Here is a 13,299-nt window from a genome sequence, read left to right as displayed (position 1 = left end):
ATGACAAGGCGTCCAGAGAAAGGTAACAAATTATAAAAAGGCGCAAATAACATAGCAATATTTTCTTATTTCATTTTTTGAATAAGAACGATCTCAAAACGCGTTTTATTTTATATATCCCTCATCGCATTTATGTCAGCATTCATTTTTAAAATCATACTGTTATTTACATTGCCTTCCTGTCGATCGGTGCCAGGCTTAAAAGAACCCATGCTAAAAGGAGGTTATGATGGCTTCAATTTATACGCTGACGCTCTCCCCTTCCCTCGACTCCGCGACCATAACGCCGCAAATTTACCCGGAAGGTAAACTACGCTGTAGCGCACCCGTATTTGAGCCGGGCGGCGGCGGGATTAACGTGGCGCGCGCGATTACTCACCTCGGCGGTAAAGCAACGGCCATATTCCCGGCCGGTGGCGCCACGGGGGAGCATCTTGTTACCTTGCTGGCCGATGAACAGGTTGCCGTGGATACCGTCGACGCCAAAGACTGGACCCGGCAGAACCTGCATGTCCACGTTGAGTCCAGCGGTGAACAGTATCGCTTCGTTATGCCGGGCGCCAGGCTGAGCGATGATGAGTTTCGTCAACTGGAAGAGAAGGTGTTGACTATTGAAAGCGGCTCGCTGCTGGTCATCAGCGGTAGCCTGCCGCCGGGCGTCAGAACAGAAAAGCTGACCGCGCTGGTTGAGGCCGTACTTCAGCGCGGCATCCGCTGCATTGTCGACAGCTCAGGCGAAGCCCTGCAGGCAGCATTGGAACCCGGACAGCTTGAGCTCGTTAAGCCTAACCAGAAAGAGCTCAGTGCGCTTGTTAATCGCGAACTTAGCCAGCCGGATGACGTGCGTACTGCCGCAGAAGAGCTAGTTCGCAGCGGCAAAGCGCACCGCGTTGTCGTCTCTCTCGGTCCTCAGGGTGCGCTGGCCGTCGACAAGACGGGATTTGTGCAGGTTGTGCCGCCCCCAATGAAGAGCCAGAGCACCGTCGGCGCAGGTGACAGTATGGTGGGCGCGATGGCGCTGAAGCTGGCACAGGGCGCGTCACTTCTGGAGATGACCCGTTATGGTGTCGCAGCGGGGAGTGCCGCCACCATCAATCAGGGAACGCGCCTGTGTTCGCTTGCCGATACGCAGAAAATCGTCGATTACCTGTCACGAAGCTGACCGCTATTCCCCTTCCTGACGGAGGGGGATACACTTCGAAGTCGCCAAATATAGCGTATCGACTATGCTAAAAAAACTTTCAGGATAACAACGAGGTGAATTATGAGCAGTGGTGATATCACCCGCTACGTCGTGACCATCAGCCTTCATGAAGCATCGCTGACCGAGCTTAATGAGCTCAACAACGCCTTTACACGGGCGAACTTCCTGCTCACGCTGACGGATGACGAAGGTCATATTCATGATTTAGGCACCCTGGCGTTTGGCCTGATCGCTGCCCTGAGTGAAGAAGAGGTGCATGCGCTGGCCGCCAGTCTGGTGGAAAGTGTGACCGACAAGCCTGCCGACATTACCGTGGAAACGTGGGAGCGCTGGCAGAAAAAAGAACAATAAGTGCCCTGCATGAAATTAAACCGCTCAGGTGTGCGTTAGTTCGTATTTTTTTACCGCAATTATGCGCTAACTTTATGATCTGGCAGACAACATGGGAGAGTCAACATGTGGCAGGCTATCAGTCATCTTTTACATGAGCAATTGGGTGAAGGTGAAATTGAACTGCGTAACGAGCTGCCGGGCGGTGAAATTCACGCCGCGTGGCATTTACGCTACGCAGGACGCGATCTGTTCGTTAAATGCGACGAGCGAGAGCTGCTCCCGATCTTTACCGCTGAAGCCGATCAGCTTGAACTGTTGTCCCGCAGTAAAACGGTGACGGTACCTGAGGTACTGGCCGTGGGTAGCGACCGGGACTACAGCTTTCTGGTGATGGACTATCTCCCTGCCCGTCCGTTGGATGCCCATAATGCCTTTATTCTCGGACAACAGTTAGCGCGTCTGCACCAGTGGAGCGACCAGCCCCAGTTTGGCCTCGACTTTGACAACGACCTTTCCACCACGCCGCAGCCCAATGCCTGGCAGCGCCGCTGGGCAACATTCTTTGCCGAGCAGCGCATCGGATGGCAGCTTGAGCTGGCCGCTGAAAAAGGGCTGGAATTTGGCAACATTGATGCCATCGTCGAGCATGTGCAACAGCGCCTGGCCTCCCACCAGCCTCAGGCTTCTCTGCTGCACGGCGATCTATGGTCCGATAACTGCGCGCTGGGCCCCAACGGCCCGTATATCTTTGACCCGGCCTGCTACTGGGGTGACAGAGAGTGCGATCTGGCCATGTTGCCCCTGCATCCCGAACAGCCGCCGCAAATATACGATGGCTATCAGTCTGTCTCCCCCCTGCCGCCGGACTTCCTTGAGCGCCAGCCCGTGTACCAGCTCTATACGCTGATGAACCGAGCCATTCTTTTTGGCGGGCAACATCTGGTCAACGCCCAGCGTGCGCTTGAACGCGTGCTTGCGGTATAAAGACAAAACGGGTGGCCTTGCCGCCACCCTTATCTGTTACAGAAAACCGAGCAGTGAGAAGAAGAAGTATCCCGCCACGATGATAATAACCGGTAGGATATAGAGCGGGAAAATTTGCAGGAAAATGGTGTGACGAGGCACCACAATGCGGGATTCAATCTGCTCCCGGCTCATTCCTTCAGGGCCTTTCGCCTTCTCGAGGATAAGCTGATCTTCCACCCCTTCGCGTAAAAAACGGGTCTGGCGGCTCATTCGTGCACCTGATGCCTGTAGCGCCATCGCAATAAAAATCAGCGCATAGATAATCCAGAAACCAATATTCAGCTGCTGGTGAAAGTCCGGCGTTGGCGAGTTGAACCAGAAGACGTTCAGGAACGGGGTGTTAAACCGCACCATCTCAATCATGACATGTGCAAAATCAAGCATTACCGCATTAATGCCCGGCTGTTTTTCGCTGTGATCGTACATAAACTTCAGCACGGAGATCAGCGTAGAAATGACGGCGGGTATAAAAATCACCCAGCCTGCAATACGTTTTAAGACAGCAATGCGTCCAGCTTGTTGATACGTCATCAGTTCCTCTTCATAAAGACGCGTTATGTGTGCCTAAGTCTACCTGCTGGACATCAATTTCGCCCGCTCTTTGAAAGCAATATGCTAAATTGCAGACTGTGCTTAGCACTTATCGTCTGTCGAACACCCTGGATAAGGAGACGTTGTGATGTCGACACCGCGCCAGATACTTGCCGCTATTTTTGACATGGATGGATTACTGATTGATTCCGAGCCGTTGTGGGATCGCGCCGAGCTGGACGTGATGGCCAGCCTGGGCGTTGATATCAGCCGCCGTAATGAACTTCCCGACACGCTGGGCCTGCGCATTGATATGGTCGTTGACCTTTGGTACGCCCAACAGCCGTGGGTTGGGCCCGATCGCGACGAAGTCACCGCGCGCATTATCAGCCGCGCCATCGCGCTGGTGGAGGAGACCAAGCCGCTCTTGCCCGGCGTACGTGACGCTGTCGCGCTGTGCAAGTCTCAGGGGCTGAAGGTTGGCCTGGCTTCCGCTTCACCGCTGCATATGCTGGAAAAAGTGCTGATCATGTTTGAGCTGCGCGACAGTTTTGACGCCCTGGCGTCTGCGGAAAAATTGCCCTACAGCAAGCCGCATCCGCAGGTCTATATGGACTGCGCCGCGAAGCTGGGTCTTGATCCGCTTACCTGCGTCGCGCTGGAAGATTCCGTTAACGGCATGGTGGCCTCCAAAGCCGCGCGTATGCGCTCCATTGTGGTACCTGCTGAAGAAAACCGCCACGACCCCCGGTTTGCTCTTGCCGACGTAAAGCTCAATTCGCTGGCTGAACTGACGGTGCAACACCTGCGCGGCGAGTAACGCCCCCCTTCAGGCAGCATCATGCTGCCTGAAAAACAAAACACTGTTTCATTTTATTTGCTTTTCTCATTCCTGCCTCCTATCTTTAACGTCAGAACGACGATAACCAGCTTCTGAGGCGCGTATGATACTGGACACCTTTACTCTTTCAGGCAAAGTGGCCCTCATCACCGGGTGCGATACCGGGCTGGGACAAGGCATGGCCATTGCGCTGGCGCAGGCAGGCTGCGATATCGTTGGGGTAAATCGCAAAGATCCAGAGAAAACGGCCAGCTCCGTCACCGCCCTGGGAAGACGTTTTTTAGCTATTCGGGCCGATCTGAGCCAGCAGGAAAGCCTTCAGCACGTCGTGGATACCGCCGTGGCGGAGATGGGGCGGGTCGATATTCTGGTGAACAATGCCGGGACGATTCGCCGGGAGGACGCTCTGGCGTTCAGTGAAAAGGACTGGGATGAGGTGATGAATCTGAATCTCAAATCGCTCTTTTTCCTCTCGCAGGCGGTCGCTAAACAGTTTATCGCCCAGGGCCAGGGCGGCAAAATTATCAATATCGCCTCTATGCTCTCGTTCCAGGGCGGCATTCGCGTACCGTCGTATACCGCCTCGAAAAGCGGCGTACTGGGGATAACGCGCCTGCTGGCGAATGAGTGGGCGGTACATGGCATCAACGTGAATGCCATCGCGCCGGGCTACATGGCGACGAACAACACGCAGCAGCTGCGCGCGGACGAACAACGCAATGCCGAGATCCTTGCGCGCATTCCGGCGGGTCGCTGGGGAACACCGGACGACCTTCAGGGACCGGTCGTCTTTTTGGCCTCTTCCGCCTCGGATTACGTAAATGGCCACACCTTAGCCGTCGACGGCGGCTGGCTGGCGCGCTGACGCGCGTTTGTGACAAACAGTTACACCGTCACCTCTTTCGCCCACTGTATAAAAACCCTATACTGTATAAATTGACAGTTTTGTGGGTTTTATCATGACGGCGGAAGGCCACCTGCTTTTTTCAATTGCGTGCGCAGTATTTGCCAAAAACGCAGAGCTCACTCCCGTGCTTGCACAGGGAGACTGGTGGCATATTGTCCCTTCCGCCGTGTTAACCTGCCTGCTGCCCGATATTGACCACCCGAAATCCTTCCTTGGGCAGCGGCTGAAGTGGGTGTCTAAGCCCATCGCCCGCGCGTTCGGCCACCGCGGGTTTACCCACAGTCTGCTGGCCGTGTTTGGCCTGCTAACGCTTTTCTATTTAAAAGTCCCAGAAAGCTGGATAGTGCCGGGCGATGCCATCCAGGGGATGGTGCTGGGTTATTTAAGCCATATCCTCGCCGATATGCTGACGCCTGCGGGCGTGCCGCTGCTGTGGCCCTGCCGCTGGCGTTTTCGTTTTCCGATCCTTGCGCCGCAGAAAGGGAACCAGCTTGAACGCGTGCTGTGCATGGCGCTGTTCGCGTACGCCGTCTGGATGCCGCAAACCTTGCCCGAAAACAGTGCAGTGCGCTGGTCTTCCCAGATGATCAATTCGCTGCAATTTCAGTTCAATCGTTTTATTCATCACCAGATTGAACAGTAAACCAACAAAATCATTCCATTTGTCATAAACCATTCCATTTGGATATAAGCGCCACATCACACTTCTGCTAACCTTCCGCCAACAGGATCGGGAAAAACCGATCCCACATAATAAATCAGGAGAACGGGGATGAATTTTCCACTCATCGCGAACATAGTCGTGTTCGTCGTATTACTATTGCTTCTCGCGCAGGCGCGCCACAAACAGTGGAGCCTGGCGAAAAAAGTGCTGGTGGGCCTGGTCATGGGTGTGGCGTTTGGTCTGGCCTTACACGCCGTCTACGGCTCCGATAGCCCGGTACTGAAAGAGTCCATCCAGTGGTTCAACATTGTCGGTAACGGCTACGTCCAGCTGCTGCAGATGATCGTTATGCCGCTGGTGTTCGCCTCTATTCTGAGCGCCGTTGCCCGCCTGCACAACGCGACCCAGCTGGGTAAAATCAGCTTTCTGACGATTGGTACGCTGCTCTTTACCACGTTGATTGCCGCGCTGGTGGGGGTGCTGGTTACCAACCTGTTTGGCCTGACCGCCGAAGGTCTGGTTCAGGGTACCGCTGAAACGGCGCGTCTGACTGCCATTCAAACTAACTACGTGGGTAAAGTGGCTGACCTGACGGTTCCGCAGATGGTGCTCTCCTTCATTCCGAAGAACCCGTTTGCTGACCTGACCGGTGCAAGCCCAACCTCTATTATCAGCGTGGTGATCTTCGCGGCTTTCCTGGGCGTGGCGGCGCTTAAGCTGCTGAAAGACGATGCGCCGAAAGGCGAACGCGTGCTGACCGCTATTGATACCCTGCAAAGCTGGGTGATGAAGCTGGTCCGTCTGGTCATGCAGCTGACGCCATACGGCGTTCTGGCGCTGATGACCAAAGTGGTAGCTGGCTCTAACCTGCAGGACATCATTAAGCTGGGCAGCTTCGTTGTCGCCTCTTATCTGGGTCTGGGCATTATGTTCGTGGTGCACGGTATCCTGCTCGGCGTAAACGGCGTCAGCCCGCTGAAATACTTCCGCAAAGTCTGGCCGGTACTGACCTTCGCCTTCACCAGCCGTTCCAGCGCCGCGTCTATTCCGCTGAACGTTGAAGCGCAGACCCGTCGTCTGGGCGTGCCGGAATCCATCGCCAGCTTCTCTGCCTCCTTTGGTGCCACAATTGGTCAAAACGGCTGTGCGGGGCTCTACCCGGCGATGCTGGCAGTGATGGTTGCCCCGACCGTGGGTATCAACCCGCTGGATCCGGTCTGGATCGCCACGCTGGTCGGGATTGTTACCATCAGCTCCGCAGGCGTTGCAGGTGTTGGCGGTGGCGCAACCTTCGCCGCGCTGATTGTGCTGCCCGCGCTGGGCCTGCCCGTGACGCTGGTCGCCCTGCTGATCTCCGTTGAACCGCTGATCGACATGGGCCGTACCGCGCTGAACGTGAGCGGTTCCATGACTGCCGGTACGCTGACCAGCCAGTGGCTGAAGCAGACCGACAAAGCCATTCTGGAAAGTGAAGACGACGCCGAGCTGGCGCACCGTTAATCACGGTAGAAATAAAAAAACCGCCTGATGGCGGTTTTTTTATGGCTGTTATTCTTCAACCTCTTCATCCTGGCGGATTTGCGTCGCCCATCGCTGGGCTGACTCCGGCACGGAAAACGCCGGCGACCGGCGGAAATGTTCACCCATCAGGACAAAAGCCACATATTTACCGCGAAGCAGCCAGACATCACGAAAACCATCCACTTTCAGGGCATGGTCAGGCGGCGCGGGCTCAACGCGGGGCACATAGCTAATAACCTGGCGGTTTTGTTGACGAAGAGGTTTCATAAGCGACGGATTCACTAAAGCAAATTCTTGAAGCAGGAAAATTCTATGATAGCCGATCCTGCTACCTTACGTCGCGCTCCGAGTGGGTGAGATGGCTCCTTTCGTTAATGGCGAGATGTGAAAACTCTTAGTTCGCGAGCCATCTCACGACATTGTTCTATCCTTAATAGGGTTTTTAGCAATGGATAAAGGAGAAGCGTGCAATGTCGAACAAAGATAAAACACATCAATCACCGATTCATGGCACTGAAGAATCTCAACCGGGTATGGACTCTCTCGCCCCTGCTGACGGCTCTCACCGCCCCTCGCCTGGCCCTTCAGCCCCTGGCGAACAGCCAACCGCGCCGGGAAGCATGAAATCGCCGGATACTGGAAACGAGAAGCTGAAATCGCTTGAGCCGCACCGCAAAGGCAGCGAAGGTTTTGCGCTCACCACCAATCAGGGCGTGCGGATTGCTGACGATCAAAACTCCCTTCGCGCAGGCGCGCGCGGGCCAACCCTGCTGGAAGATTTCATCCTGCGGGAAAAAATTACCCATTTTGACCACGAGCGCATTCCTGAACGCATCGTTCACGCGCGCGGCTCGGCTGCACACGGCTACTTCCAGCCCTACAAGAGCCTGAAAGCGATCACCAAAGCGGATTTCCTTTCCGACCCGGATAAAATCACCCCGGTATTTGTGCGTTTCTCCACCGTGCAGGGCGGCGCAGGTTCGGCAGACACGGTCCGTGATATCCGCGGCTTTGCCACTAAGTTTTATACCGAAGAGGGTATTTTCGATCTGGTGGGCAACAATACCCCGGTGTTTTTCATTCAGGATGCGCATAAATTTCCTGACTTTGTCCATGCGGTAAAACCGGAGCCCCACTGGGCCATACCCCAGGGCCAAAGCGCGCACGATACCTTCTGGGACTATGTCTCCCTGCAGCCTGAGACCTTACACAACGTTATGTGGGCGATGTCCGACCGGGGCATTCCGCGCAGCTATCGCACGATGGAAGGGTTCGGTATTCATACTTTCCGCATGATCAATGCGGAAGGTAAAGCCACGTTTGTGCGCTTCCACTGGAAGCCGGTAGCGGGCAAAGCCTCGCTGGTGTGGGATGAAGCGCAGAAGCTCACCGGGCGCGATCCGGACTTCCATCGTCGCGAGCTATGGGAATCGATTGAAGCCGGCGACTTCCCGGAGTACGAACTGGGCCTGCAGCTTATTCCAGAAGAGGACGAGTTTAAGTTCGATTTCGACCTGCTTGACCCGACCAAACTCATTCCTGAGGAGCTGGTGCCGGTACAGCTGGTGGGGAAAATGGTGCTCAACCGCAACCCGGATAATTTCTTTGCCGAAAACGAGCAGGCCGCGTTCCACCCGGGCCATATCGTACCGGGGCTGGATTTCACCAACGATCCGCTCTTACAGGGCCGTCTGTTCTCGTATACCGATACGCAGATTAGCCGTCTTGGCGGGCCGAACTTCCACGAGATCCCGATTAACCGCCCAACCTGCCCGTACCATAACTTCCAGCGCGACGGGATGCACCGTCAGGATATTGATACCAACCCGGCGAACTATGAGCCGAACTCCATCAACGATAACTGGCCGCGAGAAACCCCGCCGGGGCCGAAACGCGGCGGATTCGAATCTTATCAGGAACGTATCGACGGCAACAAAATTCGCGAGCGTAGCCCTTCGTTCGGCGAGTATTACGCCCACCCTCGCCTGTTCTGGAACAGCCAGACGCCGATTGAGCAACAGCACATCATTGGCGGCTTTAGCTTCGAACTGAGCAAAGTGGTGCGCACCTACATCCGCGAGCGGGTGGTCGATCAGCTGGCACATATTGATATTCAGCTTGCCCAGAGCGTGGCGGATAACCTGGGCATTGCGCTAACGGACGAGCAGCGCAACCTTGCTCCGCCGAAAGAGGTTAACGGCGTGAAGAAAGATCCGTCGTTGAGCCTGTATGCGGTGCCTGGAGGCTCGATTAAAGGCCGCGTGGTCGCCATCCTGCTGAACGATAAAACCCGCGCCAGCGACGTGCTGGGGATCATGCAGGCGCTGAAAACCCAGGGCGTGCATGCGAAACTGCTTTATTCCCGCATGGGGGAAGTGACCGCCGATGACGGCTCCGTGCTGCCGGTGGCGGCGACCTTTGCCGGGGCACCATCGCTGACCGTCGATGCAGTGATTGTGCCGTGCGGGGATATTGACAGTCTGCTGAACAACGGTGATGCCGTGTATTATCTGCTGGAAGCCTATAAGCACCTGAAACCGATCGCGCTGTCCGGCGACGCGCGACAGTTTAAGGCGCAGCTGAAGGTTGCCGAACAGGGTGAGGATGGCATTGTCGAGGGCGATAACGTGGACGATGCCTTTATGACGAAGCTGTTTGACCTGCTCGCCGCGCACCGCGTCTGGTCGCGCAGCAGTAAGATTGACCAGATACCGGCGTAAAAACCATTCCCGGTTGTGCGGCCTGATGCCCTCACCCCGCCCCTCTCCCACGGGAGAGGGAGAAAACAATAAAAACGGTAACCCAGGTTACCGTTTTGCTTTTACCTCGCCGCCGGGCTTTATCTCACAGATCCCCAAACGTCCCCAGACGATACCCACGCTCGGCAATCGCATACTTCAGCGAGGCCGACGTTAACACGTCCAGCTCAGCGAGGCGCGGCCAGCAGTAGGCGCTTTTCCGCACTGTGTTATCGACAAAAGCAGGATGCGCCATAACTTCCAGCGACCGTTCCCCCCTGGCGGCGGAATCTTCCAGCACCTTCAGGAACAGCCCTTCGTCGATCTCGTCGCCGTAAAAGGCACTGCTGAACCCCTCTGTGGTTGCCACGGCACAGTCCGGCACGCCCTGCACCTCACGATCCACGCGCATCGCCACGCCTTTGCGTTGGGCAAACGCCGCAACGATCGGGAAAATCGCCGGGATCATGTGCACATGATGGTGGCTGTCAATATGCGTCGGCGCCTTGCCAAACAGATCAACAAAGCGGTTGTACTGGCAGTCCAGCTCACGGGCAACCTCTTCGAGCGGCAGAGCGTCCTGCTCCGCCAGCTCCCAAATCCATTTGCCCAGCAGGCCGTCGCGCGTCAGGCCCGGCATTGGCGAAAGCGGCATCCCGAGCGTCAGCACAAAATGCATGCCGACGCCCAACTCCGGCACCTCGCGGCTCAGCTGCGCCGCGTGTTCAACCGCCTCACCATTCACCAGTGCCGTGGTAGAGGTTACAACCCCCCGACGACAGGCTTCAATAATGCCGTAGTTCTGACCTTTAGAGAGGCCAAAGTCATCAGCATTAACGATCAGCAGGTTTTCCATTGTGCGTCCTCTCAGTGATGTTTGAACTTCAGCTTCTCGATCGTGGCGGCAAAGTTCGGCAACCATTTTTCATGCGCCAGGATCATCTCGCTGGCCAGCTGCTCCGCATCGCGGTCGGAATGCACCAGCGGGCTAAGGTTCAGCGCCAGAAGCACGTCATTGAGCTCGCCGCTCAGCGCTGCATTGCTTGCCGCCACTTCAAAGCCTTTGATGGTGTGGATCAGGCCCATGACCTTATCATCGAAGTGGGTGATGCGTGGATGCGGTTTAGCGCCATCGCGTCCCAGGATGCAGGTCATCTCAACCGCCCAGTCAGCCGGGATATTGTCGATATGGCCGTGATGCGGCACGTTGACATAGTGCTCCGCCTGCTTGTCGTTGTAGATGGCGTTGATCACTTCACACGCCGCATCAGAATAATAGGCCCCGCCGCGCTGCTCCAGCGCTTTCGGTTTAACGTTCAGGTTCGGATCTTTATACAAATCGAACAGCTGCTTCTCAACTTTCTGAACGATCTGCGCGCGCGCGCCGCCCTTATAGTACTCGCCCATTTCGATGGCCAGCATCTCTTTCTGCTTGAAGTAGTAAAGCAGGTACGAGCACGGCAGCAGATTCAGCGAGCGGATAAGCCCTTCGCTGAACGGCAGGTCAAAGATGTTCTTCACGGAGGCCGTGGTCAGGCGACCGGAAGCCACGCCGTCGAGCAGCTCGGCAAAGCGCGATTTTCCGTTCACGATGACGTCCTTAATGAACACCAAGTGGTTCAGGCCGAACAGGTCGATAGAAAGATCGTCACTGTCGGTCAGCTCCAGCACGTCGCGGATAAACATCTTCATGCCGATCGGGATATTGCAGACGCCGATAAAGCGTTTGAAACTGGTATGACGATAAACCGCCTCGGTCACCATTCCGGCCGGGTTAGTGAAGTTAATCACCCACGCGTTCGGGCAGACCTCTTGCACATCTTTTACGATGTCGAAAATCACCGGAATGGTACGCAGGCCTTTGAACAGGCCGCCCGCGCCGTTGGTCTCCTGCCCCAGATAGCCGTGGCTCAGCGGAATACGCTCGTCCAGCTCGCGCGCTTTCAGTTGGCCGACGCGCAGCTGGGTAGTGACGAAATCCGCATCCTTCAGCGCCAGGCGACGATCGACGGATTTATGCACGGTCATAGGCACGCCCGCTTTCTCAACCATGCGCTTGCACAGGTCGAAAATAATATCCAGCTTCTCCTGACCTTCCTCAACATCCACCAGCCATAATTCGCTGACCGGTAATTCGTGATAGCGTTTTAAAAAGCCTTCAAGTAATTCCGGGGTATAGCTGCTGCCGCCGCCAATGGTTACGACTTTTAATTTCTTTTGCATAATATCTCCCTTAGCGTATCAGGTTAATCGCCTGCAAGGTATAGCGTACTCTTCCCGCTATTTGGGCAAGCCATTAAAGCAATATTTGTGGCGGGTAACCCGCCGAAAGTTAATTAATTACCGTTAAATTCTTCCGGTAGCTGTTCGGTGTGAATGACGTCAATTTCTTAAAAGTTTTAATAAACAGACTGGGACTGCTGTATCCTGACTCATACGCAATATCGGTGACAGAATAGTTGGTAATTTCCAGCTGTTTTTTGGCAAAGTTAATGCGGATTTCATTAATAATTTGCACCGGCGTTTTACGATAATAACGCTGCGTCGCGCGGGTCAGATATTCCTGGGATTTCCCCGAGAGGGATATCATATTTTCCAGCGCATTTTCGCTGAACTGGCCTTTATCGTGCATCAGTTCCACGGTGCTGCGCAGCCACTGTGGAACATCATCCGTCACCTGCTGCTCTTCACGGTGATGCCGCAACCGGTTCATCACGTAGAAGGTCACCGTTTCAATAAACTCATCAAATTCATTGTCGCGGAAGTTAAGCGAGGCGATGACCGTTTCAATCCAGGTCATGAACTCGTTTTTCACACGGTATACCTGGGACGCCACAAAGCAGAACGGCACCAGCGGCAGATAGTGCTTCTCAAAGAAGCGTCTGCTGACGCCCACGTTCAGAATGCGGGTCGCGCCAAATTCGTAAAAGCTCTGGTGATAGGAACCCATCGGCAGGAAGACAAAATCCCCTCGCTCTAGCAGGACGCGCTTACCGTTGATCTCCTGGTAGTAGCGCCCGGTCAGAACAATCGTGAACTCATAGTAGTCATGCTGGTGCAGACCGCTGGCGCTCTCCGTCTTGTTGTAGATAACCACGTGAAAATTTTTGCCATTAAACAGTTGCTGTTCAAATGCGGTTTTGATTTCCATCGTGCTGACCTCCTGCTGCTCAATCCGACTTAATGCATTTTCTCGTGAAGCTCAATCAACTCCGCCACCAGCTCGCGCGCCAGCATGGACGTCATCAGGTGATCCTGTGCGTGTACCAGCACCAGACTGACCTTCATCTTCCCTTCGCCCTGGTCGCTTTCAATCAGCTTTGTCTGCACCAGGTGCGCTTCGTTCAGCGCCGTGCGGGACTGCTCCATCATGGTTTTCGCGGCGGCGAAATCGCCCTGCTTGGCCTGCTTCAGTGCGGCATACGCCAGGCTGCGCGCCTGACCGGAGTTGATGATGAGGCCCATCACCACTTCTTCGAGATCGTTCTCTGCGGCTTCGTCTGCGACGATACTATCCAAATCTAACATGTTTAA

At 55.3% G+C, this 13,299-nt stretch carries 14 protein-coding genes; 8 read left to right on the top strand and 6 right to left on the bottom strand.

What is annotated here, in order from left to right:
• Positions 1-229: 229 nt before the first annotated feature.
• The 3 genes from pfkB to AC4ICF_RS09655 all read left to right on the top strand — a co-directional run bounded on the left by pfkB (position 230) and on the right by AC4ICF_RS09655 (position 2,521).
• Entirely contained in the window at positions 230-1,162 is a 933-nt protein-coding gene (pfkB, locus tag AC4ICF_RS09665) for a 6-phosphofructokinase II (protein ID WP_163329605.1), read from the top strand.
• Between the two features lie 102 nt (positions 1,163-1,264).
• Positions 1,265-1,555, top strand: a complete 291-nt coding sequence (gene ghoS / locus AC4ICF_RS09660; RefSeq protein WP_028012811.1) for a type V toxin-antitoxin system endoribonuclease antitoxin GhoS — start codon at positions 1,265-1,267, stop codon at positions 1,553-1,555.
• Positions 1,556-1,660: 105 nt separating this feature from the next.
• Complete coding sequence (locus AC4ICF_RS09655) at positions 1,661-2,521, top strand: fructosamine kinase family protein (protein WP_116340514.1); 861 nt, start codon at positions 1,661-1,663, stop codon at positions 2,519-2,521.
• Positions 2,522-2,557: 36 nt separating this feature from the next.
• On the opposite strand, the gene AC4ICF_RS09650 is transcribed toward AC4ICF_RS09655, so the two are convergent.
• On the bottom strand, positions 2,558-3,094 hold the full coding sequence (locus AC4ICF_RS09650) for a YniB family protein (protein WP_049000725.1): 537 nt from the start codon (positions 3,092-3,094) through the stop codon (positions 2,558-2,560).
• Positions 3,095-3,242: 148 nt separating this feature from the next.
• Between AC4ICF_RS09650 and hxpB the strand changes: the two genes are divergently transcribed.
• The 4 genes from hxpB to tcyP all read left to right on the top strand — a co-directional run bounded on the left by hxpB (position 3,243) and on the right by tcyP (position 7,006).
• Positions 3,243-3,914, top strand: a complete 672-nt coding sequence (hxpB, locus tag AC4ICF_RS09645) for a hexitol phosphatase HxpB (RefSeq protein ID WP_166710831.1) — start codon at positions 3,243-3,245, stop codon at positions 3,912-3,914.
• 124 nt (positions 3,915-4,038) lie between these two features.
• The gene (gene kduD, locus AC4ICF_RS09640; protein WP_302218791.1) at positions 4,039-4,800 is read left to right on the top strand and encodes a 2-dehydro-3-deoxy-D-gluconate 5-dehydrogenase KduD; all 762 of its coding nucleotides are present in this window, start codon (positions 4,039-4,041) and stop codon (positions 4,798-4,800) included.
• A 94-nt stretch (positions 4,801-4,894) separates the two neighbouring features.
• A complete protein-coding gene (locus AC4ICF_RS09635) occupies positions 4,895-5,485 on the top strand; it encodes a metal-dependent hydrolase (RefSeq protein WP_032644865.1) in 591 nt (196 codons plus the stop codon).
• A 129-nt stretch (positions 5,486-5,614) separates the two neighbouring features.
• A complete protein-coding gene (tcyP, locus tag AC4ICF_RS09630; protein WP_041910456.1) occupies positions 5,615-7,006 on the top strand; it encodes a cystine/sulfocysteine:cation symporter in 1,392 nt (463 codons plus the stop codon).
• Between the two features lie 48 nt (positions 7,007-7,054).
• Here the strand turns inward: tcyP and cedA are convergent, their stop codons facing one another.
• A complete protein-coding gene (gene cedA / locus AC4ICF_RS09625; RefSeq protein WP_028012805.1) occupies positions 7,055-7,294 on the bottom strand; it encodes a cell division activator CedA in 240 nt (79 codons plus the stop codon).
• A gap of 203 nt (positions 7,295-7,497) precedes the next feature.
• Here cedA and katE point away from each other — a divergent pair, with 203 nt between their 5' ends.
• Positions 7,498-9,747, top strand: a complete 2,250-nt coding sequence (gene katE, locus AC4ICF_RS09620) for a catalase HPII (RefSeq protein ID WP_116340520.1) — start codon at positions 7,498-7,500, stop codon at positions 9,745-9,747.
• A 124-nt stretch (positions 9,748-9,871) separates the two neighbouring features.
• On the opposite strand, the gene chbG is transcribed toward katE, so the two are convergent.
• The 4 genes from chbG to chbA form a co-directional block, all read right to left on the bottom strand.
• A complete protein-coding gene (gene chbG, locus AC4ICF_RS09615) occupies positions 9,872-10,621 on the bottom strand; it encodes a chitin disaccharide deacetylase (RefSeq protein ID WP_163328928.1) in 750 nt (249 codons plus the stop codon).
• An 11-nt stretch (positions 10,622-10,632) separates the two neighbouring features.
• Positions 10,633-11,988: a 6-phospho-beta-glucosidase gene (locus AC4ICF_RS09610; RefSeq protein WP_316378942.1), complete on the bottom strand. Its 1,356-nt coding sequence runs from the start codon at positions 11,986-11,988 to the stop codon at positions 10,633-10,635.
• Between the two features lie 109 nt (positions 11,989-12,097).
• Positions 12,098-12,916: a transcriptional regulator ChbR gene (gene chbR / locus AC4ICF_RS09605; protein ID WP_226857504.1), complete on the bottom strand. Its 819-nt coding sequence runs from the start codon at positions 12,914-12,916 to the stop codon at positions 12,098-12,100.
• Positions 12,917-12,945: 29 nt separating this feature from the next.
• Positions 12,946-13,293 carry a PTS N,N'-diacetylchitobiose transporter subunit IIA gene (gene chbA, locus AC4ICF_RS09600; RefSeq protein ID WP_028012800.1) on the bottom strand — a complete coding sequence of 116 codons (348 nt, stop codon included), beginning with the start codon at positions 13,291-13,293 and terminating at the stop codon, positions 12,946-12,948.
• Positions 13,294-13,299: the final 6 nt, after the last annotated feature.

This window comes from Enterobacter sp. ECC_219_Taxon_10, assembly GCF_058354905.1.
The sequence above is the reverse complement of the archived record's forward strand: the minus strand, read 5'-3'. Positions and strand labels throughout refer to the sequence as shown.

Bases quoted from the DNA above. Each gene is read 5' to 3' on its own strand.
- pfkB (WP_163329605.1), top strand. From the start codon at position 230: ATGGCTTCAATTTATACGCTGACGCTCTCCCCTTCCCTCGACTCCGCG.
- ghoS (WP_028012811.1), top strand. From the start codon at position 1,265: ATGAGCAGTGGTGATATCACCCGCTACGTCGTGACCATCAGCCTTCAT.
- AC4ICF_RS09655 (WP_116340514.1), top strand. From the start codon at position 1,661: ATGTGGCAGGCTATCAGTCATCTTTTACATGAGCAATTGGGTGAAGGT.
- AC4ICF_RS09650 (WP_049000725.1), bottom strand. From the start codon at position 3,094: ATGACGTATCAACAAGCTGGACGCATTGCTGTCTTAAAACGTATTGCA.
- hxpB (WP_166710831.1), top strand. From the start codon at position 3,243: ATGTCGACACCGCGCCAGATACTTGCCGCTATTTTTGACATGGATGGA.
- kduD (WP_302218791.1), top strand. From the start codon at position 4,039: ATGATACTGGACACCTTTACTCTTTCAGGCAAAGTGGCCCTCATCACC.
- AC4ICF_RS09635 (WP_032644865.1), top strand. From the start codon at position 4,895: ATGACGGCGGAAGGCCACCTGCTTTTTTCAATTGCGTGCGCAGTATTT.
- tcyP (WP_041910456.1), top strand. From the start codon at position 5,615: ATGAATTTTCCACTCATCGCGAACATAGTCGTGTTCGTCGTATTACTA.
- cedA (WP_028012805.1), bottom strand. From the start codon at position 7,294: ATGAAACCTCTTCGTCAACAAAACCGCCAGGTTATTAGCTATGTGCCC.
- katE (WP_116340520.1), top strand. From the start codon at position 7,498: ATGTCGAACAAAGATAAAACACATCAATCACCGATTCATGGCACTGAA.
- chbG (WP_163328928.1), bottom strand. From the start codon at position 10,621: ATGGAAAACCTGCTGATCGTTAATGCTGATGACTTTGGCCTCTCTAAA.
- AC4ICF_RS09610 (WP_316378942.1), bottom strand. From the start codon at position 11,988: ATGCAAAAGAAATTAAAAGTCGTAACCATTGGCGGCGGCAGCAGCTAT.
- chbR (WP_226857504.1), bottom strand. From the start codon at position 12,916: ATGGAAATCAAAACCGCATTTGAACAGCAACTGTTTAATGGCAAAAAT.
- chbA (WP_028012800.1), bottom strand. From the start codon at position 13,293: ATGTTAGATTTGGATAGTATCGTCGCAGACGAAGCCGCAGAGAACGAT.